This is a genomic window from Pseudomonas sp. AU11447, assembly GCF_001672555.2.
Lineage (GTDB): Bacteria > Pseudomonadota > Gammaproteobacteria > Pseudomonadales > Pseudomonadaceae > Pseudomonas > Pseudomonas nitroreducens.
In genome coordinates this window covers 24090-48796 of sequence record NZ_LZDG02000046.1, presented here as the reverse complement: position 1 = coordinate 48796, position 24707 = coordinate 24090, and the positions used below count along the sequence as shown (strand labels likewise).

The window sequence follows — 24707 nt, the reverse complement described above, 5'->3', positions numbered from 1 at the left end:
AAGGGCGGGTGATTTCACCCGCCCTTTTTTGTGCAAGCGATTCCATGCAAAGCAGCAGTCAACTATTTCCCGTCGCGCTCGTGAGCGCCGAATTGCGGGGCGACCTCACCGAGGACGTCTACCGCCTCAAGCCCAACAACAGCCCGGACTCCAGCGTCGAGCTGGCCGTCACCCGCCTGGGGCGCCCCGACGGGCGCCGGGGTGTGCCGGTGATCCTGCTGCACGGCAGCTTTTCCAATCGCCGCTTCTGGTACTCACCCAAGGGCATTGGCCTGGGCGCCCACCTGGCGCGTGCCGGCTTCGACGTGTGGATCGCGGAAATGCGTGGCCACGGCCTGTCGCCGCGCAACGAGGACTACGACCGTAACCGGGTCGCCGACTACGCGCGCTTCGACCTGCCGGCCATCGCCAATTTCGTGGTCGAGCAGAGTGGCCAGGTGCCGCATTGGCTCGGCCACTCCCTGGGCGGCGTGACCCTCGCCGCCGCCCTGGGTGGCGGCTACCTGGATGATCAGCAAGCGGCCAGTGCGGCGCTTTGCGGCAGCCAGGTCAGCCGTACTTACTGGCCGTTGAAGTTGCCGCCAGTGGCATGGGGCGGGCGGTTCCTGCTCAAGCGCATGGGTGGCCTGTCCGGGGCCCGGCTCAAGCGTGGTCCGGAGGACGAGCCGCTGGGCCTGGCGCTGGAGGCCATGCACTGGTACAGCCTGTTCGGCTGTTTCGGTGAGAGGGGTAACGACTGGTGGGCCGGGCTGCAGAAAGTCTCCGTGCCCGTCCTGGCGATCGGCTCCGATGGCGATATCCAGGACCCTGCCTGGGCCTGCCGCAAGCTACTGGAGCAGTTTGGCTCCGAGGTGCGTGAATATCTGCACTTGGGGCGTCGTCAAGGCTTCTCCGAGGATTTCGGCCACGTTGACATGCTGATCAGCAAAGGCGCCCAGCGCGAAGTCTGGCCACAGCTGCAGCATTGGCTGGAACACGGTTGCCTGCCAGCGGGGCAGGGCGCTCTGGCGCAGGCTTGAGCTTGGCGTGGCAGGGAGTAGACTGTGACGCCATTGCGGCTTTCAGTCACATCCAGGCCTGAAACCCTGCCGGATTTCATCAAGAGGAGCGTCTCCATGCATTACGTCACCCCCGATCTGTGCGATGCCTACCCGGAGCTGGTCCAGGTCGTCGAGCCGATGTTCAGCAACTTCGGCGGGCGGGACTCCTTCGGTGGCGAGATCGTCACCATCAAGTGCTTCGAGGACAACTCGCTGGTCAAGGAGCAGGTCGAGAAGGATGGCAAGGGCAAGGTGCTGGTGGTGGATGGCGGCGGCTCGCTGCGTCGCGCGCTGCTGGGCGACATGCTCGCCGAGAAAGCCGCCAAGAGCGGCTGGGAAGGCATCGTGGTGTACGGCTGCATCCGTGACGTCGACGTGATCGCGCAGACCGACCTGGGCGTGCAGGCCCTGGCCAGCCACCCGATGAAGACCGACAAGCGCGGCATCGGCGACCTGAACGTCGCCGTGACCTTCGGCGGCATCACCTTCCGCCCGGGCGAGTTCATCTATGCCGACAACAACGGCATCATCGTTTCGCCTAAAGCGTTGAAAATGCCGGAATAATTCGAACCTTCCCACAAGGTTTCGAGTCAATGCCGGGAGCGGAAGCTTCCGGCATTTTTCATGGGGCTGCGTTCACACGATCTGGAGCGAGGGGAGAGGGCATGCAGCAGTACGAAAGCGGCACGGAACGCGGGTTGATCGACGGCTTCGTGCTGGATGGCCATGGTGGCGGTCGGCGGATCACCCGTAGCGAATTGCCGCTGCTGGACCTCAAGCCCGAGGAAAGCCTCTGGGTGCACTGGGATCGCGGTGTGCCCGAAGCTCAGGCCTGGTTGCGCGAGTCCAGCGGGCTTAACGAGTTTGCCTGCGACCTGCTGCTGGAGGAGGCGACACGCCCGCGCCTGGTGGACCTGGGCGGCGAGCGCCTGCTGCTGTTCCTGCGCGGGGTGAACCTGAATCCCGGTGCAGTTCCGGAGGACATGGTCTCGCTGCGGGTCTATGCCGAGTCGCAACGCGTGATTTCCCTGCGCTTGCGTCCGCTCAAGGCCGTGGCTGACCTGCGCACCGACCTGGATGCGGGGCGTGGCCCCAAGACCGCGTCGGAAGTCGTTCTCTACCTGGCCCATTACCTCACCGATCGCGTGGACACCCTGATCGGCGGCCTGGCCGATCAGCTTGACGCCATGGAAGAAGCCATCGAGGAGGACGAGCGCAGCATTCCCGACCAGCATCAGTTGCGCACCCTGCGTCGACGTGCCGCAGGCCTGCGGCGATATCTGGCGCCCCAGCGGGAGATCTACTCGCAGATGGTCAAGTTCAAGCTGTCCTGGACGGTGGCCGACGACGCCGACTACTGGAACGAGCTATACAACCGCCTGACCCGCAACCTGGAAGAATTGGAGCTTGTCCGAGAGCGCATCAGCCTGATCCAGGAAGCCGAACATCGTCGAATTACCGAGCGAATGAACCGCACCATGTACCTGCTTGGTATCATCACCGGCTTTTTCCTGCCCATGAGCTTTGTGACCGGGCTCCTGGGCATCAACGTCGGTGGCATTCCGGGTGCGGATGCGCCTTATGGGTTCGTCGCTGCCTGCCTGTTGATCGGTGGTCTGGCGACATTCCAATGGTGGATCTTCCGCCGCCTGCGTTGGCTCTAGGTGTGACTTTCGAGGTGGTGGGGGCGTCAAGTACCTCACACAGGCGAGGTGCGTATGCACGACCCATTTGAAGAATCCTTGCGCGATCTGCTGCGAATGCCCCCGGAACAGCCGGGTGACAACTCGCGCCTGGACCGCGTGCTCAAGACCGCCAACCGCCAGGTGGGCGCGGGCGATCTGTTCAGCCTGATTGGGCACTGGTTCCAGGCCCTTTCCATCGGCGTGAGCCGTGGCGCCGCACACCTTGCACCCGTCTCGCGCCACGCGCAGAATTCCGCCCCTTCCGCTGACAAGGCCGACTGAACATGCAATTCGACATCTGGACGCAAAGCCTGCTCACCGCGATGAACACCCTGTGGGGCAAGCTGGCCGGGTTCATCCCGAACCTCCTCGCCGCCCTGGTAATCGTGCTGCTCGGCTTCGTCGTCGCCAAGCTGCTGGACGCGCTGCTTTCCAAGTTGCTCGCCAAGCTCGGCCTCGACCGCCTGATGGCGGGTACCGGCCTGACCAAGCTGCTGTCGCGCGCCGGGATCCAGGTGCCGGTTTCGACCCTGATCGGCAAGATCATCTACTGGTTCGTGCTGCTGGTGTTTCTCGTCTCCGCCGCGGAGTCCCTGGGCCTTCAGCGTGTCTCGGCGACCCTGGACATGCTCGCGCTGTACCTGCCCAAGGTGTTCGGCGCAGCACTGGTGCTGATCGTCGGCATCCTGCTCGCTCAACTGGCCAACAGCCTTGTGCGTGGCGCTGCCGATGGCGTCGGCCTCGAATATTCCAACGGCTTGGGTCGTGTCGCTCAGTGGCTGGTCATCATCATCAGCATCTCGGTCGCCATCGGCCAGCTCGAGGTGAAGACCGACCTGCTGAACTACATCATCGCCATCGTGCTGATCACCATCGGTCTGGCCGCTGCGCTGGCGCTGGGCCTGGGCAGTCGCGAAGTGGCGGGGCAGATTATCGCGGGGATCTACGTGCGGGAGCTGTATCAGGTCGGACAACAGGTGAAAGTGGCGGATGTCGAAGGCATCATCGAGGAAATTGGTACCATCAAGACTATCCTGCTGACAGACGAGGGTGAGCTGGTGTCGATCGCCAACCGCATCCTGCTCGATCAGCGTGTGACCAGTCGCTGAAGATGATGACCGATTGCCGGTCCGGCTTACCGAAAGCCGCGCCGGACGCTGACTTGACCTGGCCCGACCCGACTTGAACAAGCCGCAATCATTGTCCTTGCGCTATGACCCGCGCCAGCTCACCGATGAGGAGCTGGTGGAGCGTTCTCACGAGGAGCTTTACCACGTGACACGGGCCTATGAAGAGCTGATGCGCCGCTACCAGCGCACGCTGTTCAACGTCTGTGCGCGCTACCTGGGCAACGACCGGGACGCCGATGATGTGTGTCAAGAGGTCATGCTCAAGGTGTTGTATGGTCTGAAGAACTTCGAGGGCAAATCGAAGTTCAAGACCTGGCTGTACAGCATCACTTACAACGAGTGCATAACCCAGTATCGGAAGGAGCGGCGCAAACGCAGATTGCTCGATGCGCTGAGTCTGGATCCAGTCGAGGAGGCATCTGAAGAGAAGTCTCCGAAAGTCGAAGAACGGGGTGGGCTAGACCGCTGGCTAGTTCATGTCAATCCCATTGATCGGGAAATCCTAGTCCTTCGATTTGTAGCTGAACTGGAGTTCCAGGAGATCGCCGATATCATGCACATGGGGCTTAGCGCCACGAAAATGCGCTACAAGCGTGCACTCGATCGAATGAGAGAAAAGTTTTCCAATGTGACGGAATCTTAGTCGGGGAAATATTGTCTCTCTGTTTGGGAAATTCTGATAAACTTGCCACCCAAGTTGTACGGCCTATGGTTGGACAACTTATTGACCACCAAGATGGGGATTTAACGGATGAAACTGAAGAACACCTTAGGCGTCGTAGTTGGCTCGCTGATCGCCACCGCCGCTGTCAACGCGTTCGCTCAAGGCCAGGGCGCCGTCGAAGTCGAAGCCTTCGGCAAGCGCTACTTCACCGACAGCACCCGCAACATGAAGAACGCCGACCTGTACGGCGGCTCGGTCGGCTACTTCCTGACCGACGACGTCGAGCTGGCTCTGTCCTACGGTGAGTACCACGACGTACGTGGCACCTACGAGACCGGCAACAAGAAGGTCCATGGCAACCTGAGCACTCTGGACGCCATCTACCACTTCGGCACTCCGGGTGCTGGCAACCTGCGTCCGTACGTTTCCGCCGGCGTTGGCCACCAGAGCCTGACCAACATCAACTCCGACAACGGTGGCCGTCAGAACCTGACCATGGCCATGGTCGGTACCGGTCTGAAGTACTACTTCACCGAGAACTTCTACGCCAAAGCCAGCCTCGACGGTCAGTACGGCCTGGAGAAGCGTGACAACGGTCACCAGGGCGAGTGGATGGCAGGCCTGGGCGTTGGTATGAACTTCGGTGGCGGCGCCAAGCCGGCCCCGGCTCCCGAGCCGGTTGCTGAAGTCTGCTCCGACTCCGACAACGACGGCGTCTGCGACAACGTCGACAAGTGCCCGAATACCCCGGCCAACGTCACCGTTGACGCCAACGGCTGCCCGGCTGTGGCTGAAGTCGTTCGCGTTCAGCTGGACGTGAAGTTCGACTTCGACAAGTCCAAGGTTAAAGAGAACAGCTACGCTGACATCAAAAACCTGGCTGACTTCATGAAGCAGTACCCGTCCACCTCCACCACCGTTGAAGGCCACACCGACTCCGTCGGCACCGACGCCTACAACCAGAAACTGTCCGAGCGTCGTGCTAACGCCGTTCGTGACGTACTGGTAAACGAGTACGGTGTTGAAGGCGGCCGCGTAAACGCTGTTGGTTACGGTGAGTCCCGTCCGGTTGCTGACAACGCAACTGCCGAAGGCCGCGCTGTTAACCGCCGCGTAGAAGCCGAAGTAGAAGCCCAGGCCAAGCAGTAATCGGTCCGAGCTCCTGAGAAAAACCCGGCCTAGGCCGGGTTTTTCTTTGCCTGCAGGAAAGTAAGGCTCAGGCGCTACAGGCCAGTATTGCCTGCTGCGCAGCAGCTGCGACTTCGCCGACCACCAGGATTGCCGGACTCTTCAGGGCGAAGTGCTGGGCGTCTTCCAGCATGTCGCCCAACTGGCTGCGATATTCGCGATGGGCGGGCAGGGAAGCGTTCTCGATCATCGCCACCGGCGTGCAGGCAGCCATGCCGCCTTCGAGCAGCCCGTCGCGGATTTCAGCCAGTTTCGCCACGCCCATGTACACCACCAGGGTTGTCCTGCCTTCCGCCAGGGCTCGCCAATCCAACGGGCTATCGTCCTGAGTGTGGGCGGTTACCAGGGTCACTCCACGGCTGACGCCGCGCAGGGTCACGGAAATGCCGCATTGGGTAGCGGCTGCCAGTCCTGCGGTGATGCCGTTGACCAGCTCGCACTCGATTCCCCGTGCCTTGAGCCAGTCTGCCTCTTCGCCACCACGGCCGAAGATGCACGGGTCGCCGCCTTTCAGGCGCGCCACGCGGCGCCCCTGGCTTGCGTAGCGCAGCATCAGGCGTTGGATGAAGTCCTGCGGTGTAGAGCGGCAGCCGCCGCGTTTGCCGACGGCAATCACCCGGGCCGACGGGCAGTGTTCCAATACCGCCGGATTCACCAGATCGTCGATCAGTACTATTTCGGCTTGAGCCATGGCGCGCACGGCTTTCAGGGTCAGCAACTCGGGGTCACCCGGACCGGCGCCGATCAGCCAGACTTTTCCACTCATGTCGTTCTCCTCAGGCTGCCGTCTTCGCGGCATGGTTCAGGCGCTTGCTGCGAGCGGCTTGCGGGCCAGCAGACGCTTGATTTCCGGTACGCAGGAACCGCAGGCAGTCCCGCACTTGAGTTCGCATTTGAGGCCTTCCAGGTCCAGGCCCTTGTCGATGCCGGCTTGTATGCGGCTCTGGCTGACGTTCAGGCAGTTGCACAATGTCTTGTCCGCCGCCGCGCCGGCTTTGCCGGGGGCGACGCTGAGCGGGGCGAGCAGCCAGCGGCGCAGTTCCTGGTCGGCGCGGCCTTCCTTCCAGAGTTCGCGCAGCCAGGCGCGAGCGGCGGTTTCGCCGGCCAGGCGCAGCGAGACAATTCGTGATTGTTCGATACGCACGCGTTTGCCGACGGTGCGGCGTGGGTCGTCATACGCCATCACCGGGCCATCGGCCAGACCGAGCAGAGCATCGATGCGGGCCAACCACTCCGCGCTGGGCGCCTCGACGTGCGCAGCGCGGATCACCAGTGCCGGTCTCTCGCGGCCGGTGGGGCTGAAGCTGGCGTAGCGCAGTTCTTCGAACAGAGCGCGCAAGGCATCGAAGCGCTTCTGCACCTCGCCTTCCACCAAGGCGAAGAACTGCCAGGGCAATTCGACGCGACTGACCTCGACCGTGGCGTGCTTCAGTTCGGGTTGGCGTGATAGTGGGTCCACGGCAGGCAGGGTCAGGACGTTGATGCCGAGCCCCTTGAGATAGCGGTCGCCCCAGTGCATAGGCAGGAAGGCCTGGCCGGGGCGCAAACGCTCGTCTGCCTGCACTGGCAGCACCAGTTCACCGCGGCGGCTGTGCAGACGGACCAGTTGGCCGTCGCTGATGCGCCGGCGGCGCAGTTCGTCCGGGTGCAGGCCGAGCACGGCTTCTTCGACGTGGCCGAACAGTTGCGGCGCTGTGCCGGTGCGGGTCATGCCGTGCCATTGATCGCGCAAGCGGCCGGTGTTGAGGATCAGCGGATAGCGCGCATCGCGCTTTTCCTTCGGTGCGCGATAGGGCTCGGCGATCAGCCTGGCGCGGCCATTGGCAGTGGGGAACTGTCCTTCGCCATACAGGCGCTCGGTACCGCGTAGCGTACCGGGGCGGAGGGGCCACTGCTGCGGACCATGGGTGTCCAGCAGCGCGTAGTCGATGCCGGAGAGGTCAAGGTCGCGCCCACGGGTCAGCAGCTTGTATTCGTCGAACAGCGCGGACGGTGATGTGAAATCGAACAGGCTGGGCTCGCCGGGACGCAGGTGTTGCTCCAGGCGCCGGGCGAAATCGCAGACGATATTCCAGTCCGCCCGCGCCTCGCCAATGGCCGGAACAGCCGGGCGCACGTGGCTGATGCGGCGCTCGGAGTTGGTCACCGTGCCTTCCTTCTCGCCCCAACTGGCGGCCGGCAGCAGCAAGTCTGCGTACTGGCAGGTCTCGCTGGTGGTGAAGGCTTCCTGGACGATGACGAATGGGCAGGCGGCCAGGGCTTCGCGCACGCGGGTCTGGTCCGGCAGTGATTGGGCCGGGTTGGTGCAGGCGATCCACAGGGCCTTGATGCGGCCGTCACGGACCGCATCGAAGAGTTCGATGGCGCTCAGGCCGGGACTTTCCGGGAGCTTTTCGACTCCCCAGTAAGCGGCGACTTCCGCTCGGTGCTCGGCATTCGCGGCGTCACGGTGGCCGGGCAGCAGGTTGGACAGGCTGCCGGTCTCGCGGCCACCCATGGCGTTGGGCTGGCCGGTGAGGGAGAAGGGGCCGGCGCCGGGGCGGCCGATCTGCCCGGTAGCCAGGTGCAGGTTGATCAGGGCGCTGTTCTTCGCGCTGCCGGCGCTGGACTGGTTGAGGCCCATGCACCAGAGCGACAGGAAGGATGGTGCCTGGCCGATCCACTGAGCGGCGCGTTGCAGGTCGTCGACGCTGATGCCGCAGATTTCCGCCACGGCCAGCGGGCCGTAGTCGCGCACCAGGGCTTTCAGCTCCTCCAGGCCTTCGGTGTGGGCGTCGATGAAATTGCGGTCGATCCAGCCTTCCCAGAGCAGGATGTGCAGGATGCCGTGGAACAGCGCGACGTCGGTGCCGGGCAGGATGGCCAGGTGGAGGTCGGCCTGCTCGGCGGTGTCGGTGACGCGCGGGTCGATGACGATCAGCTTCATCTCAGGGCGTCGCGCGCGGGCCTCTTCCAGGCGGCGGAATAGCACGGGGTGGGCGTAGGCCATGTTGCTGCCGGCGATCATTACGCAGTCGGCCAGCTCGATGTCCGCGTAGCTGCAGGGCGGGGCGTCTGCGCCCAGGCTGCGCTTGTAGCCGACCACCGCCGAGGACATGCACAGGCGCGAATTGCTGTCGATGTTGTTGGTGCCGACCAGCGCGCGAGCCAGCTTGTTGAAGGCGTAGTAGTCCTCGGTGAGCAACTGGCCGGACACATAGAAGGCCACGCTCTCCGGCCCGTACTCGCGGATGGTTTCGGCGAAGACGCCAGCGGCATGCTCCAGCGCCGTATCCCAGTCTGTTCGGCTACGAGCCAGGCCCTTGCCCAGGCGCAGCTCGGGGAACTGCGCGCGGGCATCTTCATCGCCCGTGAGGTGCAGGGTCGAGCCTTTGCTGCACAGGCGGCCGAAGTTGGCTGGATGCTGCGGGTCGCCCTGCACGCCGAGGATGCGCTCGTCGTCGTGTTCGATCAGTACGCCGCAGCCTACGCCGCAGTAACAGCAGGTAGATGCGGTGGTGCGACGGTTGTTGATCATGGCGCAGCCTCGCTCTGAATCAGAAGCACGGGAAATCACGCGCAGTGGGCGAGGTCGCCGCGCAGGGCTAGCAGCACGCGGCCATCCTCGACCTTCGCCTCGTGGCGATGGGCGCAGCCCTGGTCGGGAGCCACGGCTTCACCGCTTTCCAACTCGATCTGCCAGTTGTGCAGGGGGCAGGCCACGCGCTTGCCGTAGATCAGGCCCTGGGACAACGGGCCGCCCTTGTGCGGGCAGCGGTCATCAAGGGCGAAGACTTCGTCGTCAGAGGTGCGGAAGATCGCGATGTCGCCCTGGGGGCCGGCGATGACGCGCGAGCCCAGCGGGTTGATGTCGTCCAGGGCGCAGATGTCGAACCAGTTCATGGGGTGTCTCCGGCAATCGGTAGTAAGGGCCCCGATGGTGGGGCCCGGCGGGCACTCAGGCGGGTTCCAGCTGCTTGAGCGGAATCCGTTCGAATTCCTTCTTCAGCGGTTGCTGGGCGATGCGCTCCTGCCATGGGTCCTGTTCCAGTGACAGGGAGAATTGCAGCCGCGCATTGAGCGCCTGGCGGTTCTCCGCGTCGTCGAGCACGGCCTTCCTGATGCGCTGCATGCCGACCCGTTGCAGGTAGTGCACGGTGCGCTCGAGGTAGAAGGCTTCCTCGCGGTAGAGCTGCAGGAAGGCGCCGCTGTACTCGCGGACTTCGTCAGCGGTCGTGAGCTTGACGAAGAACTCCGCCACCTCGGTCTTGATCCCGCCGTTGCCGCCGATGTACAGCTCCCAGCCCGAGTCCACGCCGATGATGCCGATGTCCTTGATACCGGCCTCGGCGCAGTTGCGGGGGCAGCCGGAGACCGCCAGCTTGACCTTGTGCGGCGACCACATGTTGAACAGGTCGTGCTCGAGATCGATGCCCAGCTGGGTCGAATTCTGCGTGCCGAAGCGGCAGAACTCGCTGCCCACGCAGGTCTTCACGGTGCGGATGGATTTGCCGTAGGCGTGGCCGGAGGGCATGTCCAGCTCCTTCCAGATGGCCGGGAGGTCGTCCTTCTTCACGCCCAGCAGGTCGATGCGCTGGCCGCCGGTGACCTTGACCATGGGCACCTGGTACTTGTCGGCGACGTCGGCAATACGGCGCAGCTCGGCGGCGTTGGTAACGCCGCCCCACATGCGCGGAACGACTGAATAGGTGCCGTCCTTCTGGATGTTGGCGTGGGCGCGCTCGTTGATCAGGCGCGACTGCGGATCGTCCTTGGCCTCGCCCGGCCAGGTGGAGATCAGGTAGTAGTTGAGTGCCGGACGGCAGGTGGCGCAGCCGTCCGGGGTGCGCCAGTCCATGAAGCGCATGGCGCTGCCCAGGGTGATCAGGTGATGCTCGCGGATCGCCTGGCGCACCTGGCCGTGGTTAAGGTCGCTGCAGCCGCAGATGGCTTTCTCGCTCTTGGGCTTCACGTCCGCCGCGCCGCCCACGGTGCTGATCAGGATCTGCTCCACCAGCCCCGCACAGGAACCGCAGGAACTGGCGGCCTTGGTGTGCTTCTTCACCTCGTCGACGCTGAACAGGCCGTTCTCCTGGATCGCCTTGACGATGGTGCCCTTGCACACGCCGTTGCAGCCGCAGACTTCGGCGGTGTCGGGCATGTTTGCCGCGCTGTTCTGGCCCTGGTGGCCGACGTCGCCGAGGCTGCTCTCGCCGAACATAAGGTGGTCGCGGATCTGTGCGACGTTGTGGTTCTCGCGGATCTGCCGGAAGTACCAGCCACCGTCAGCGGTGTCGCCGTACAGGCAGGCGCCGACCAGCACGTCGTCCTTGATCACCAGCTTCTTGTACACGCCGCCGATAGGGTCGGAGAGGGTGATGGTCTCGGTGCCTTCGCCGCCCATGAACTGGCCGGCGGAGAACAGGTCGATGCCGGTGACCTTGAGCTTGGTGGAGGTCACCGAACCCTGGTAGCGGGCGAAGCCGAGCATGGCCAGGTGGTTGGCGCAGACCTTGGCCTGCTCGAACAGCGGCGCCACCAGGCCGTAGGCGATGCCGCGGTGGCTGGCGCATTCGCCCAGGGCGTAGATGCGCGGGTCATAGGTCTGCAGGGTGTCGTTGACCAGGATGCCGCGGTTGCAGGGCAGCCCGGTTTTTTCTGCCAGCTCGGTGTTGGGGCGGATGCCAGCGGCCATGACTACCAGGTCGGCGGCGATCACTTCGCCGTCCTTGAAGCGGATAGCGCAGACGCGGCCGCTGCCGTCATCGATCAGCTCTTCGGTATGGGTGTTCAGGCGGAAGTGGATGCCGCGCGACTCCAGCGCTTCCTGCAGCAGCTTGCCGGCGGTGCGGTCCAGCTGGCGCTCCAGCAGCCAGTCGGAGAGGTGCACCACGGTGACGTCCATGCCGCGCTGCTTGAGGCCGTTGGCCGCCTCCAGGCCGAGCAGGCCGCCGCCGATGACCACCGCGTGGCTGTGGGTGCCGGCAGTGTCGATCATGGTCTGGGTGTCGGCGATGTCGCGGTAGCCGATCACGCCCTGCAGGCGGCTGCCCGGCACCGGCAGGATGAAGGGGTTGGAGCCGGTGGCGATCAGCAGGCGGTCGTACTCGGCCTCGGTGCCATCTTCGGCGTACACCTTGCGGCGATGGCGGTCGATGCGGGTGACCTTGCGGTTGAGCAGCAGGCGGATGCCGTTCTCGCTGTACCAGTTGAGGTCGTTGAGGACGATGTCCTCGAAGGCCTGCTCGCCGGCCAGCACGGGGGAGAGCAAGATGCGGTTGTAGTTGGGGTGGGGCTCGGCGCCGAACACGGTGATGTCGTAGAGGTCGGGCGCGATCTTCAGCAGTTCTTCGAGGGTGCGTACGCCGGCCATGCCGTTGCCGATCAGTACGAGCTTGAGCTTTTTCATGTCAGGGCTCCGCGTCACGGAAAAATCACGGAAAACAAAAAAGGCGTCCCGCCGGTTACCCAGCGAGGACGCCTTTGTCCAAGTCCCGTTCGATCGGGAAGTGCGAGCCTCTTCGTTGAGGGACGCGCTTTTGTAGATTGTTGAAACGGTTATTGCAGGGGCTGTGCCAACTTGCTCGATCTCCGGTTTCCGGGGCTTCCAGGTAGATCGCCCGGCGAATCGTCGTTTTTGCTGCACTGCGGTGATGCGTTCTGGGCCGAACTGGTGCGCCCTCAGCCCTGGTGCAACAACCAGAGCAGCAGCCCCAGGTTGATCGCCAGTGAGGTGAGGGCAACGCCGCGCCAGACCCTCAGCGGCTCGCGCTCCAGCAGGGGGCGCGGGCGCGCCGGTGCCTGCCGTTCGCCTTGCTCCAGGGCGAGCAGGCATTCCTCGGCGGTTTCAAAGCGCTGTTGCGGCTGGGCGGCGATCAGCTTTGCCAGCCAGTCGTCGAGCCAGGCCGGTACGTCCGGGCGATAGCGGCTGGCCGGTGCGGGCGTGCCGAAACGAGGATGCTGGAAGGCTTCAATCTCGCCATAGGGGTATTGGCCGCAGAGCAGTCGATACAGCGTGACACCGGCGGCGTAGAGGTCCTGGCGCGCATCCGGCGGCGCGCCCTGGAAGGATTCCGGCGCCAGGTAGCTCGGGGTGCCGGGCAGGTCGTGCGGGTCTTCCTGTGACAATCCGGGGCAGTAGGCGAGGCCAAAGTCCAGCAGGCGCAGTTCGCCGTCGTCGGCCCAATGCAGGTTTTCCGGCTTGATGTCGCGGTGCAGGATGTTGCGCCTGTGCAGTTGGCCCAGGCCACGTAGCAGGCGCTGGGCGAGGTCGAGCCAGTCGGGCAGGTTCAGCGGGCCGTTGAGTTTCAGCTGCTCGTCCAGCGTCTGCCCCGGGTACTCACGCATCACGTAATAGAGGTGCTGGCGCTGCGGCAGGCTGTGCAGTTCGGGGAAGTAGCGGCCTTGCACGCGACGCAGGAACCATTCCTCCAGCAGCAGCGACTGGGCGGCTTCCGGAGAATCGCGCAGTGCTGGCGGCAAGGTTTTGAGCAGCCAGGGACGATTCTGCCGGTCGCGCACGCGGTAGATCAGCGACTGGCGGGACTGGGCCAGCTTGCCTTCGACCTGCCAGCCCTCGAACTCCTGTTCGTCCCTCAGTGCTGGCGCTGCGGGCCAGTGGACGAGTTGGGCAAGGGCGTCGCCGAGGCTCGCGGGCGGCAGTTCGTCTACCTGCAGCAGCAGGGCGCTGGCGTTGTCCTGGCTGCCGGCCAGGTGGGCGGCGCTGACCAGTGCGTCGACGCAGGCTTGCAGGCTCTGTGCGTCCTCCAGCAGGCGCTGGATGACCCTGTCACCCAGGGCGGCCCAGATGCCGTCGCTGACCAGCAGGAAGCATTGCCCGGCTTCCAGTTCGCCGTCGCAGTAGTCCACCACCAGGTGCTGGTCGAGGCCCAGCGCGCGCTTGAGCACGTGCTGCATGCCGGGCTGTTCCCAGACATGATCCTGGGTCAGGCAATCCAGAACGCCTGCGTGCCAGCGGTACAGGCGGCAATCGCCGACGTGGGCAAGGGTGAATCGCCGGCCGCGCAGGACCAGCGCAGTGAGGGTGGTGAGCAGCGGCTGGCCGCCGCCGTTGGCCTGCAGCCAGCGGTTCTGCGAGATCAGCAGGCGGTCGAGAGCCTGGGCGACGGCCCAGGTCTCGGGAGTCGCGTAGTAATCGGCGGCCAGCGCCTGCAGCGTTAGGCGCGCGGCCAGGCCGCCGTCGGCGCAGTGGCTGACGCCGTCGGCGATGGCGAACAGGTGCCCCTTGCTGGCGGCCAGCCCGGCGGGCGGGGTGACCACTCGCAGGGCGTCCTGGTTCTCGGCGCGCGGGCCGGTGGCGCTGGCCTGGGCGAAGGAAATCAGCAAAGTCATCGCCGACACCTGTAGGAGCGAGCTTGTGACCCACAGGGATGTGGGGAATGCCGAATGTTGTCGGGAACAAAATCGGCCTCGCGAACGGATTTCCCGGCGACTCGGGCGTTAAGCGGTTCGCGAGCAAGCTCGCTCCTACAAGGGCGCATCGTTCAGACCCGCGCGGCGGTAACGGCCGCGCTGCCCCAGGTGGTACGCCAGCGGGCCTTCACGGCGTGCAGGCCGAACCAGGCCAGTACGCCGAGGCTGGCAAACAGCCAGAGGCCGATCTGGTAGTCACCGGTGGCCTGTTTGATCGCACCCAGGCCGGCCGTCAGGCAGAAGCCGCCGATGCCGCCGGCCATGCCGATCAGGCCCGTCATCACGCCGATGGTCTGGCGGAAGCGTTGCGGCACCAGTTGGAACACCGCTCCGTTGCCCGCGCCGAGGCTGAGCATGGCGGCCACGAAGAGGCTGAGCGCGGCCACCGCGCTGGGCAGGTGGAAACCTACGGCGGCGATGCAGATCGCGGCGACGGTGTACATCACCAGCAGGCTGCGGATGCCGCCGATGCGGTCGGCCAGGGCACCGCCCAACGGGCGCATCAGGCTGCCGGCGAAGACGCAGGCGGCGGTGTAGTAGCCGGCCGTCACCGGGTCGAGGCCGTACTGGTCGTGGAAGTAACCGGGCAGGGTGCTGGCCAGGCCGAGGAAGCCGCCGAAGGTCACGCTGTAGAAGAACATGAACCACCAGCTGTCACGGTCGCCCAGGGCCTTCAGGTAATCCGCCAGGGACTTGACCGGCGGCCGCTCCGGAGCGTTGCGGGCGAGCAGGGCGAACACCAGCAGGGTGGCCAGCAGCGGGATCAGCGCGAAGCCGAAGACGTTCTGCCAGCCGAAGGCGGCAGCGATGGCCGGGGCGAACAGCGCGGTGAGCACGGTACCGGAGTTGCCCGCGCCGGCGATGCCCATGGCCTTGCCCTGGTGCTGCGGCGGATACCACTGCGAGGCCAGTGGCAGCGCCACGGCGAACGAGGCGCCGGCCATGCCCAGCAGCACGCCGAGGATCATCGCCTGCTCCAGGCTGTGGATGCCCAGCTGCCAGGCGCCGAACAGCGCGCAGATGACGATTACTTGACCGAGGATGCCCGCGGCCTTGGGTGACCAGCGATCGGCCAGCAGGCCCATCAGGAAGCGCAGGATGGCGCCGGAGAGGATAGGCGTGGCGACCATCAGCGCGCGCTGTTGGGTGGTCAGTTGCAGGTCGGTGGCGATCTGCACGGCCAGCGGGCCGAGGACGTACCAGACCATGAAGCTCAGGTCGAAATACAGGAAGGCGGCGAAGAGGGTCGGCGCATGGCCGGCTTTCCAGAAACTCGTGTTCATCGAACACCTCATCAGCAACGGTTGAGGGCTCCGGTCAGGCGCACTCGTGGCAGCCGCCGGGCTCGGGAAAGGTCCTGCTGAGCCCCTGCGCCGGGGCAAACGAAAAAGGCGTCGCTCCACCCACCGCAAGCTGCGGGTGTGGATGCGACGCCTTTGTCGTAGGTTGGGTAATCGCCGTTGACTACCGCCGCCCTTTACTGAGCAAGGTGCGGGCCAAGGTGACAGAACCGCGGCGGATCAGGGCGATGCCGGGTGAGGTGGGATCAGTAATGATCCAACGTGGGGCGCTCCGATGGATGGCGCGCGCCCTGCTGGAGCGTCAGGCGATCCAGTTGACGTTGGGAAAGGTGTCGCGGAATGCCGTCGGTATCTCCACGACCTTGCCGATCTTGTAGTCGAAGAATACGAAGCCGGACTTGGCCATCGCCACCAGGGTGCCGTCGGCCGGGCGGGTGATGCGGAAGATGATGTCGCCGCCGTACTTGTTGAAGTCCATGACGCCGACCTCGAACAGCAGCTGGTCGCGGGCGTGGGCTTCGGCGCGGTAGGTGGTGGCGAGGTCGGTGACGATGATGCCGGTCTCGCGGATGCCGTAGTCGAACAGGAAGCGCGCGCGGGCCTCGGAGATCATCGAGATCATCGAGTCGTTGCCCAGGTGGTTGGCGCCGTTGATGTCGGTGACGCGAACGGTGAGCTTGGTGCTGTAGATGAACAGTTCTTCGGGGAATTCCAGTTTCAGGCGGGCCATGGCGATCTCGGTGACAAGGCGGCGGGTAGTGCGGATGTGCCGCGCATTCTACGCGCAGTCCGCCGCTCCCGCGCCTCATCAGGCCACTGAATGGCTGGTCAGCGATGTGCCATGTTCAGGTGGAAGACGGTCACCCGCGCACCTTCGCCGCTGTTGCCGTAGTTGTCGTTGATATAGGCCCCGGCCTTGAAGTAGAGCAGTTGCTTGGACCAGGTGGTGCTGAGGATCTTGCGGTAGTAGTTGGCGCGGCCGTCGGAGGTTTCCACGCGAATGGCCAGGTTGCCCACCGAGGTGACGCGCAGGCTGTAGTTGAAGGTCTGATCCAGTGCGATGTTGTCGATCAGCGGGACATTGATGCTGGCCCTGTCGTCGGGGTGGTTGCGCACCAGGGCTTCGAGGCGCCCGCTCTCCAGGGTTGGCAGATAGTGGTACTGCAGCTTGACCAGTGGCTCGCCATCACCGGTATAGGGCGAGCGGCTGTGGATCTGGCCGATGATGATCTTGTTCTTCGATGGCACCTGCTGGACGCTCATGGTCACGCGCAGCTCGTTGTCGCCCTGGTTGTAGTACCAGTTGGCGACTTCGCCGGCGGTGGTTGTCTCGCGTAGTTCACTGCGGGGATAGACGCTGTCGGAGGTGTGCGAGCCGGTGACGGGCACCCAGAACACCAGCTGGCTGCCGTCTCTCTTGAAATAGCGGCTCTGGTAGCCCCTGGCGATCTGCTCGGTGGTGACTTCGGTGGGGCGTGGGTCGGTGGGAACGCTGAGGTTCCAGGTGCTGAGGTCGATCATGGGCTTGCCCTTGCTGAGCCGCGCGTGCGGCGAGGTCGGGTGGGCGCCGAGGTGCCTAGCCGGCGGCGGCCACTGCGATGCGCCATCGAACCCTGCCGATGACGCTCCGGGGGCCCGGCCTTGAAGCCGGGCGGGCGCAGCATAGGACGTTGCCGGGAGGGCAGGGGCCAGCTTGGCGGCTGGCGAAATGATCGCGCCTTGCCGCCGCTGGCAGTTGGCCGGTCCTGTCTCTTTGATGTTAGTGGCCGAGCATTTCGTGCATCGCGATGATCTGTTCCGCCACCTGCGACAGTTTCTGCTGGCGGCCCATGGCCTGGCGGCGCATCAGGGTGTAGGCCTCTTCCTCGGCGCAGCCTTTCATCTTCATCAGCAGACCCTTTGCGAGCTCGATTCGCTTGCGTTCGGCCAACTGCTGCTCGCGTGCCTGCAGCTGGGCGCGCAGGGCCTGGTCGCTCTCGAAACGGGCCATGGCGACGTCGAGGATCGGCCGCAGGCGCTGGGCCTGGATGCCCTCGACTATGTAGGCACTGACCCCGGAGCGGATGGCCTGGCGCATCACCTGCGGGTCGTGCTCGTCGGTGAACATGACGATGGGGCGCGGCTGGTCGCGGCTGACCAGCACCACCTGCTCCATCACGTCGCGGCCGGGAGATTCGGTGTCGATGAGGATCACATCGGGGCGCAGGGCTTCCACCCGCTGCGCGAGGTCGACCGTGAGGCCGGATTCGTCGATCACCTCGAAGCCGCACTCCACCAGGGCAGCCTTGAGGCGCCCGACCTTCTTCGGGGTGTCGTTGATCAGCAGAACGCGCAGCATGCTCAACCTCGTTCCGCCAGGGCATTCAGCTCGAAGCTGCGGGCATAGCCGGCCGGATCGTTACCGCCCCAGAGGCGGCCATCGATCAGCGTAGAGGTGCGCATTTCGCTGTCCGGCACGCTGACACCGACGGCGCTGGCGGCTTCGCGGTACAGCGCGAACTGTTGGACCTGACGAGCGATGCCGAGGTAGTCGACGTCCTCGCGCAGCAGGCCCCAGCGGCGGAACTGGGTCATGAACCACAGTCCGTCGGAGAGCCAGGGGACGTTCGCCTGCCCGTCGTTGAAGAAGCGCAGCGGGTGTGCGTCCTGCCAGGCGTGACCTAGGCCGTCCTGGTAGCGGCCGAGCAGGCGCGGTTCGATGCTGGCGAGCGGGGCGTCGATGTAGTCCTCGCTGCTGATCAACTGGGCGGCGCTGCGCAGGTTGTCTTCACTGGCTTCGATGAAGCGGCTGGCATCGAGCAGGCTCATGACCAGCGCGCGGGCGGTGTTGGGGTATTGCTCGACGAAGGCTCGAGTGGTGCCCAGGACCTTTTCCGGGTGGTCGGGCCAGATCTGCTGGCTGGTGGCGAGGGTGAAACCCATGCCTTCGTCCACGGCCAGCGCGCCCCAGGGGCCACCGGCGCAGAAGCCGTCGATGCGCCCGGCCCTGAGGTGCTCGACCATCTGCGCTGGCGGCACCACCAGGCTGCGCACGTCCTGCAGCGGATGAATGCCGTGGGCGGCCAGCCAGTAGTAGAGCCACATCGCGTGCGTGCCCGTGGGGAAGGTGTGGGCGAGGGTGAGTTGCGCACCGTTCTGGCGCACATGGCTTTGCAGTGCTTCAGCAGAGGTCACGCCGTCGCGCATCAAGGGGGCGGAAAGGTTGATCGACTGGCCGTTCTGGCATAGGCCCAAGAGCACGGCCATGTCTGTGGCCGGGGCGCCGCCCAGGCCCAGTTGCAGGTCGTAGATCAGGCCGTAGAGGCTTTGCGCCGCATCGAGCGCGCCGCTCAGCAGACGGTCGCGCAGGCCGGCCCAGGAGCTTTGGCGTTGCAGGTTCAAGGTCAGGCCATAAGGCTGGCCGAAGCCCTGGGTCGCGGCCACCACCAGGGAGGCGGAATCGGTGAGGGCCATGAAGCCCAGGTTGAGCGCGGCCTTCTCCGGGGCATCGGAGCCGGCTACCCAGGCCAGGTTGCCCGGCAGTGCGCTGGTACTGTCGATCATCTCCACCTCTGAACGCGCGCTCATGCACGCTCAATACAAAAAGGCGCCGCTCCACCGGCCTTCGAGGGGCGGTGGCAGCGACGCCATTGTCAGAGGGCGACCCGCCGTTGGATCACCGTTTGTGAAAGCGGAGCAAGGGCTGTGCCAGGGAAGCGGCAGAAAAAAGAAGCCCCGCCATGGAGAGCGGGGCGCAGAGGAAGGGAGCGCACCTCTGGAGGGTTCCACAAGGGCACCTGGGCACGGAAATCGGCAGGAGCCTGTTGTCCACCTTAGACCTCGAGGCCCGGGGCGCAACCGGTCAATAAGTATTAGGCCCATCGTTAGGGTAGGGCTGCAGGCGTCTATTTCGCATCCTGCAAAAGAAAAGCCCCGCACTCAGGCGGGGCTTTTCGTCACGCTGGGATCACTTAGACCTGAACGGCCGGGATCTTCGCGTTGGCTGCAGCTTCGCGGAACTCGGCGATCTGGTCGAAGCTCAGGTAGCGGTAGATATCGGCAGACATGCTGTCGATGTCCTTCGCATAGGCCATGTACTCCTCGACGGTCGGCAGCTTGCCGATGATCGAAGCGACAGCGGCCAGCTCGGCGGATGCCAGGAACACGTCGGTGGCATCGCCCAGACGGTTCGGGAAGTTACGGGTCGAAGTGGAGACCACGGTCGAACCGGTCTGTACGCGAGCCTGGTTACCCATGCACAGCGAGCAGCCCGGCATTTCCATGCGCGCGCCAGCCTTGCCGTAGATGCCGTAGTAGCCTTCCTCGGTCAGCTGGTGGGCGTCCATCTTGGTCGGCGGAGCCAGCCACAGACGGGTCGGAATGCCACCCTTGACCTTGTCCAGCAGTTTGCCGGCAGCGCGGAAGTGACCGATGTTGGTCATGCAGGAGCCGATGAAGACTTCATCGATCTTGCGGCCTTCGACGCTGGACAGCAGGCGAGCGTCGTCCGGGTCGTTCGGAGCGCAGAGTACCGGCTCCTTGACGTCGGCCAGGTCGATCTCGATAACCGCGGCGTACTCGGCGTCCTTGTCGGCTTCCAGCAGTTGCGGGTTGGCCAGCCAGGCTTCCATCGCTTGCGCGCGGCGCTCCAGGGTGCGGGCGTCGCCGTAGCCTTCGCCGATCATCCAGCGCAGCAGGGTGATGTTGGACTTCAGGTACTCGGCGATGGCCTCTTCCGGCAGCTTGATGGTGCAACCGGCAGCCGAACGCTCGGCGGAGGCGTCGGACAGCTCGAAGGCTTGCTCGACGGTCAGGTCGTTCAGACCTTCGATCTCGAGGATGCGGCCGGAGAAGATGTTCTTCTTGCCCTTCTTCTCGACGGTCAGCAGGCCGGCCTGGATCGCGTAGTAGGGGATCGCATGGACCAGGTCACGCAGGGTGATGCCCGGTTGCAGCTGGCCCTTGAAGCGCACCAGAACCGATTCGGGCATGTCCAGCGGCATGACGCCGGTGGCAGCGGCGAAGGCCACCAGGCCGGAACCGGCCGGGAAGCTGATGCCGATCGGGAAGCGGGTGTGCGAGTCGCCGCCGGTGCCGACGGTGTCAGGCAGCAGCATGCGGTTCAGCCAGCTGTGGATGATGCCGTCGCCCGGACGCAGGGAGACACCGCCGCGGGTCATGATGAAGTCCGGCAGGGTGTGGTGGGTCTTGACGTCGATCGGCTTCGGATAAGCAGCGGTGTGGCAGAAGGACTGCATCACCAGGTCGGCGGAGAAGCCCAGGCAAGCCAGGTCTTTCAGCTCGTCGCGGGTCATCGGGCCGGTGGTGTCCTGGGAACCGACGGTGGTCATCTTCGGTTCGCAGTAGGTGCCCGGACGTACGCCCTGGCCTTCGGCCAGACCGCAGGCGCGGCCAACCATCTTCTGGGCGAGGGTGAAGCCCTTGCCGCTGTCCACCGGAGCTTCCGGCTTCTTGAACAGGTCGGACGGAGCCAGGCCCAGCTCGGCACGGGCCTTCTCGGTCAGGCCACGGCCAACGATCAGCGGGATACGGCCGCCGGCGCGGACTTCGTCCAGCAGAACCGGGGTCTTCAGCTCGAAGGTGGTGACCACTTCGCCGCTGTCATGACGCACGACCTTGCCTTCGTACGGGTACACGTCGATGACGTCGCCCATGGCCAGGTTGGTGCAGTCGAACTCGATCGGCAGGGCGCCGGCGTCTTCCATGGTGTTGTAGAAGATCGGGGCGATCTTGGTGCCGAAGCAGAAGCCGCCAGCGCGCTTGTTCGGAACGTAGGGGATGTCGTCGCCGAAGAACCACAGCACCGAGTTGGTGGCGGACTTGCGGGACGAACCGGTGCCGACCACGTCACCGACGTAGGCGACCGGGAAGCCCTTGGCCTTCACGGCTTCGATCTGCTTCAGCGGACCGACGGAGCCCGGCTGGACCGGCTCGATGCCGTCGCGGGCCATTTTCAGCATGGCCAGGGCGTGCAGCGGGATGTCGGGGCGCGACCAGGCGTCCGGAGCGGGGGACAGGTCGTCGGTGTTGGTTTCGCCGGGGACCTTGAACACGGTCAGGGTCAGCTTCTCGGCGACAGCCGGACGGGCCTTGAACCACTCGCCATCGGCCCAGGATTGCAGCACGGCCTTGGCGGCAGCGTTGCCTTTCTTGGCGCGCTCGGCGACGTCGTGGAAGGCGTCGAACATCAGCAGGGTGTGCTTCAGTTGCGCGGCGGCGACTTCGGCCAGCTCGGCGTTGTCCAGCAGCTCGACCATGGTGGCGATGTTGTAGCCGCCCTGCATGGTGCCCAGCAGCTCGAGGGCGCGGGCTTTGTCCAGCAGCGGGGAAGTGGCTTCACCCTTGGCAACGGCGGACAGGAAACCGGCCTTGACGTAGGCGGCTTCGTCCACGCCCGGCGGTACGCGGTTGGTGATCAGGTCGAGGAGAAATTCTTCTTCGCCGGCCGGCGGGTTCTTCAGGAGTTCGACCAGACCTGCGGTCTGTTCGGCGTTCAGCGGCTGGGGCACGACGCCCTGGGCGGCACGCTCTTCTACGTGTTTGCGATAGGCTTCAAGCACAGTATTTCCCTCATCAGTGGTCCCGGAGGACGCGTATCCAGGAGACCCCTCCGATCCATTCGTCAGGCATGGTGGACGGTAATCCACTGACCTACGACGGCACCGGCGATCTCCGGGCAGAAGCTGTTTTCAAAGTTTTACGCCGGTGGGGCCTGGGACGTGAGGGACTGGGCGCTTGAGGGAGGCGCCCAGACCGCGCGGCTGCCGGAATCTGTGCTTCGTGACGCTTTGAAAACAGCTTCTTTCGGACAATGACGCCAAAAAGGCGCAGCCATTCTAATGGAATTAATGGGCCTTGGTAAGCCGATTTGCGTGGCGCCCGAGGGTGAACTTGCCTAGACAAAGGGCTAACATGCCCGCTTTGCCGGCAACCTGTTCAACCATGTCTTCGCAACGCATCAAAACTCCCTGCGTCGGGCTCTGCTCGACGGTCTATGGCGACCTGGTCTGCCGTGGCTGCAAGCGTTTCCACCACGAAGTGGTGAACTGGAACCGCTACGGCGACGAGGAGAAGCGGGCGGTCCTGAGCCGTCTGGAAGTCCTGCTGGCGCAGGTGATGATGGCCAAGCTGGAAGTCTTCGATGCGTCGCTGCTGCGCAGCCAGCTGGAGCAGCGGCAGATACGCTTCGTGCCCGAGCAGTCACCCTATTGCTGGGCCTACCAGCTGATCGCCCGCGGCTCGCGGATGATCAACCAGGTGGAAGCCTATGGCCTAGCACTGCTGCCGGAGTTCCGCGGCTGGACACTGCCGGACCTGCGCGACGCCATCGACAAGGAGTTCTTCATCCTCTCCGAGGCGCATTACGAGCGCTATATCGCGCCGAGCTTCCTGGCCGAGGGGCTGGAGTCGCGGGTCTGAGCGTTGCTCGGCAATGAAAAAGCCGCCTGATGGGCGGCTTTTTTGTGGGCTTTTTGCAGGAGCGGGCCTGCTCGCGAGCAGAGTTCACCGATGGCTCCGGCGCTGGGCGGTTCGCGAGCGAGCTCGCTCCTACAGGTTGGGTTTCAACGTGATCGGTCAGGGCTTGGCGGCGATTTCTTCCAGGTGGGCGATGATGTCGTCCGGCTTGAGCACCAGGATGTCGCTCTCCAGGGAATCGAGCACCACTTCGGCAGTGTTGCCGATCAGCGCGCCGGACAGCCCGGTGCGCGCCACACTGCCGATCACCGTCACCGCGGCATCGAGGTTGTGGGACGCGCGGGGAATCAGCACGTCCGCCGGGCCTTCCTCGATGTGCAGGTGCTGGTCGTCCACGCCGTATTCGGCCTGGAATGCCTTGCACGCCTCGCGGTACTTGGCCTCGATGGTCTCGCTGAGCTGGAAGGTCGGGTCGGCGGCCGAGAGCATGGGCGAGGGGTGGGCGCTGATCACGTGCAACTGACCGTGTGCGAGCCCGGCGATGTCGTAGGCGTGGCTGACGATCCCGGCATGCAACGTGCGGTGTTCGATATCGTTGTTGCCTACGTCCACGGCGGCGAGGATGTTGCGGCCGGCCCAGGGCAGGCTGGTCTTCACCAGGAGTACGGGGGCAGGGCAGAAGCGCAGCAGCTTCCAGTCGTCCGGGGTGAGCAGGGCCTTTTTCAGCGGGTTGTCCGGGCTGTGCTGCTTGATCACCAGCCCACAGCCTTCGGCCTGCTGCTCGGCGATGACGGTCTGGTGCAGGTTGTCCTTCCAGGCCTGGCGGCTGGAAGCGCTGAAACCTTCCTGGCGCAGCACCTCGGCCACTTCTTCGAGTTTGGCGCTGTAGTCGGCGCGCCGCTCGCAGGCCAGCAGGTGCAGGTGCGACTGGGTCACGCTGGCGATCAAACGGGCCCGTTTCAGCGCGAGACCTTCCGGCTGGTCCGGGTCCACGACTACGAGGATGCTACGGATGGCTTGCATGATCGTCTCCCTTCGTGCGCGTTGTTTATGTGGAACCACTGTAGTCGGGATATCCCGTTCATGACGTTGAGGCATATCAACGCCGGAAGCTGGTTCCGCGCGGCGGCCCCCGTATAATGCTCCGCCTTTATTGCACCGGCCAGCCAGGCGCCGGTGCGCTGAGTCGTCTGGAGCAAGAAGATGCTGTCCGAAATCAGGGAATTCCTCGGTTGTGCCACGCCGGATGCGTGGGTGGAAGCCGCGCTGCGGGATCAGGCGGTCATGCTGATCGACCACAAGAACAACGAGTTCAAGGCCGCCAGCACGGCCCTGGCCCTGATCGCCAAGTACAGCGCCCACGAGGAGCTGGTGAACTTCATGTCGCGCCTGGCCCGCGAGGAACTGCGCCACCACGAGCAGGTGCTGGCGATCCTGAAGAAGCGCGGCATCCCGCTGCGGCCGATTTCCGCCGGCCGCTACGCCTCAGGCCTGCGCTCGGTAGTGCGCAACCACGAGCCGCAGAAGCTGGTGGACACCCTGATCGTTGGCGCTTTCATCGAATGCCGTAGCTGCGAGCGTTTCGCTGCGCTGGTGGATCATCTGGATGCCGACCTGGCGAAGTTCTACGGCTCGCTGCTGAAATCCGAGGCGCGGCATTTCCAGGGCTATCTGAGCCTGGCGCGCCGTTATGGCGATGACGCCGATATCGACCGCCGGGTGGCGGAGATTCGCGAGGTGGAGGCTGGCTTGATTCAGTCGCCGGACAGCGAGTTCCGTTTTCACAGCGGCGTGCCGGCGGAGCTGGTGGCCTGACTGGCGCCCCGCAACAAAAAAAGCGCCCAGACGGGCGCTTTTTTCTTGGTTCTTCG

21 protein-coding genes are annotated in these 24707 nt (G+C 64.8%); 9 read left to right on the top strand and 12 right to left on the bottom strand.

The genetic code is table 11. The features are described from left to right. Window positions 1–44: 44 nt before the first annotated feature. The 7 genes from A6723_RS16210 (at window position 45) to A6723_RS16180 (ending at window position 5668) form a co-directional block, all read left to right on the top strand. On the top strand, window positions 45–1019 hold the full coding sequence (locus tag A6723_RS16210; RefSeq protein ID WP_054907751.1) for an alpha/beta fold hydrolase: 975 nt from the start codon (window positions 45–47) through the stop codon (window positions 1017–1019). A 96-nt stretch (window positions 1020–1115) separates the two neighbouring features. Then, complete coding sequence (gene rraA / locus A6723_RS16205; RefSeq protein ID WP_054907750.1) at window positions 1116–1604, top strand: ribonuclease E activity regulator RraA; 489 nt, start codon at window positions 1116–1118, stop codon at window positions 1602–1604. Window positions 1605–1705: 101 nt separating this feature from the next. Further along, window positions 1706–2704: a zinc transporter ZntB gene (locus A6723_RS16200; protein WP_054907749.1), complete on the top strand. Its 999-nt coding sequence runs from the start codon at window positions 1706–1708 to the stop codon at window positions 2702–2704. A gap of 54 nt (window positions 2705–2758) precedes the next feature. Next, complete coding sequence (locus A6723_RS16195; RefSeq protein WP_054907748.1) at window positions 2759–3007, top strand: hypothetical protein; 249 nt, start codon at window positions 2759–2761, stop codon at window positions 3005–3007. A gap of 2 nt (window positions 3008–3009) precedes the next feature. After that, window positions 3010–3834 carry a mechanosensitive ion channel domain-containing protein gene (locus A6723_RS16190; RefSeq protein ID WP_024765714.1) on the top strand — a complete coding sequence of 275 codons (825 nt, stop codon included), beginning with the start codon at window positions 3010–3012 and terminating at the stop codon, window positions 3832–3834. Between the two features lie 73 nt (window positions 3835–3907). Continuing rightward, on the top strand, window positions 3908–4498 hold the full coding sequence (gene sigX, locus A6723_RS16185; RefSeq protein WP_024765715.1) for an RNA polymerase sigma factor SigX: 591 nt from the start codon (window positions 3908–3910) through the stop codon (window positions 4496–4498). Window positions 4499–4606: 108 nt separating this feature from the next. Continuing rightward, window positions 4607–5668, top strand: a complete 1062-nt coding sequence (locus tag A6723_RS16180; RefSeq protein ID WP_054907747.1) for an OmpA family protein — start codon at window positions 4607–4609, stop codon at window positions 5666–5668. A gap of 67 nt (window positions 5669–5735) precedes the next feature. Here the strand turns inward: A6723_RS16180 and cobA are convergent, their stop codons facing one another. The 11 genes from cobA to acnB form a co-directional block, all read right to left on the bottom strand. Continuing rightward, complete coding sequence (cobA, locus tag A6723_RS16175; RefSeq protein WP_054907746.1) at window positions 5736–6473, bottom strand: uroporphyrinogen-III C-methyltransferase; 738 nt, start codon at window positions 6471–6473, stop codon at window positions 5736–5738. Window positions 6474–6509: 36 nt separating this feature from the next. Further along, entirely contained in the window at window positions 6510–9224 is a 2715-nt protein-coding gene (locus A6723_RS16170) for a nitrate reductase (protein WP_054907745.1), read from the bottom strand. A 35-nt stretch (window positions 9225–9259) separates the two neighbouring features. Further along, window positions 9260–9589: a nitrite reductase small subunit NirD gene (gene nirD / locus A6723_RS16165; protein ID WP_054907744.1), complete on the bottom strand. Its 330-nt coding sequence runs from the start codon at window positions 9587–9589 to the stop codon at window positions 9260–9262. A gap of 55 nt (window positions 9590–9644) precedes the next feature. Continuing rightward, on the bottom strand, window positions 9645–12095 hold the full coding sequence (nirB, locus tag A6723_RS16160) for a nitrite reductase large subunit NirB (RefSeq protein ID WP_054907743.1): 2451 nt from the start codon (window positions 12093–12095) through the stop codon (window positions 9645–9647). Between the two features lie 272 nt (window positions 12096–12367). Further along, on the bottom strand, window positions 12368–14038 hold the full coding sequence (locus A6723_RS16155) for a bifunctional protein-serine/threonine kinase/phosphatase (protein WP_054907742.1): 1671 nt from the start codon (window positions 14036–14038) through the stop codon (window positions 12368–12370). A 152-nt stretch (window positions 14039–14190) separates the two neighbouring features. Next, window positions 14191–15402, bottom strand: a complete 1212-nt coding sequence (locus A6723_RS16150) for a NarK/NasA family nitrate transporter (RefSeq protein ID WP_054907741.1) — start codon at window positions 15400–15402, stop codon at window positions 14191–14193. 319 nt (window positions 15403–15721) lie between these two features. Beyond that, window positions 15722–16150, bottom strand: coding sequence for a thioesterase family protein (locus A6723_RS16145; RefSeq protein ID WP_024765720.1), 429 nt, complete (start codon window positions 16148–16150; stop codon window positions 15722–15724). A gap of 98 nt (window positions 16151–16248) precedes the next feature. Further along, window positions 16249–16941: a polysaccharide lyase family 7 protein gene (locus A6723_RS16140; RefSeq protein ID WP_054907740.1), complete on the bottom strand. Its 693-nt coding sequence runs from the start codon at window positions 16939–16941 to the stop codon at window positions 16249–16251. A 238-nt stretch (window positions 16942–17179) separates the two neighbouring features. Beyond that, on the bottom strand, window positions 17180–17758 hold the full coding sequence (locus tag A6723_RS16135) for an ANTAR domain-containing response regulator (RefSeq protein ID WP_054907739.1): 579 nt from the start codon (window positions 17756–17758) through the stop codon (window positions 17180–17182). Between the two features lie 2 nt (window positions 17759–17760). Further along, window positions 17761–18963, bottom strand: coding sequence for a CmpA/NrtA family ABC transporter substrate-binding protein (locus tag A6723_RS16130; RefSeq protein WP_054907758.1), 1203 nt, complete (start codon window positions 18961–18963; stop codon window positions 17761–17763). A 407-nt stretch (window positions 18964–19370) separates the two neighbouring features. Further along, window positions 19371–21980, bottom strand: coding sequence for a bifunctional aconitate hydratase 2/2-methylisocitrate dehydratase (acnB, locus tag A6723_RS16125; protein WP_054907738.1), 2610 nt, complete (start codon window positions 21978–21980; stop codon window positions 19371–19373). Window positions 21981–22362: 382 nt separating this feature from the next. Here acnB and A6723_RS16120 point away from each other — a divergent pair, with 382 nt between their 5' ends. Then, window positions 22363–22839 (top strand): DUF1289 domain-containing protein, encoded by a 477-nt coding sequence (locus A6723_RS16120; protein WP_054907737.1) that lies wholly within the window; start codon window positions 22363–22365, stop codon window positions 22837–22839. 156 nt (window positions 22840–22995) lie between these two features. On the opposite strand, the gene A6723_RS16115 is transcribed toward A6723_RS16120, so the two are convergent. Further along, the gene (locus tag A6723_RS16115) at window positions 22996–23859 is read right to left on the bottom strand and encodes a universal stress protein (protein WP_054907736.1); all 864 of its coding nucleotides are present in this window, start codon (window positions 23857–23859) and stop codon (window positions 22996–22998) included. Between the two features lie 180 nt (window positions 23860–24039). Between A6723_RS16115 and A6723_RS16110 the strand changes: the two genes are divergently transcribed. Next, window positions 24040–24651 carry a tRNA-(ms[2]io[6]A)-hydroxylase gene (locus A6723_RS16110; protein ID WP_054907735.1) on the top strand — a complete coding sequence of 204 codons (612 nt, stop codon included), beginning with the start codon at window positions 24040–24042 and terminating at the stop codon, window positions 24649–24651. Window positions 24652–24707: the final 56 nt, after the last annotated feature.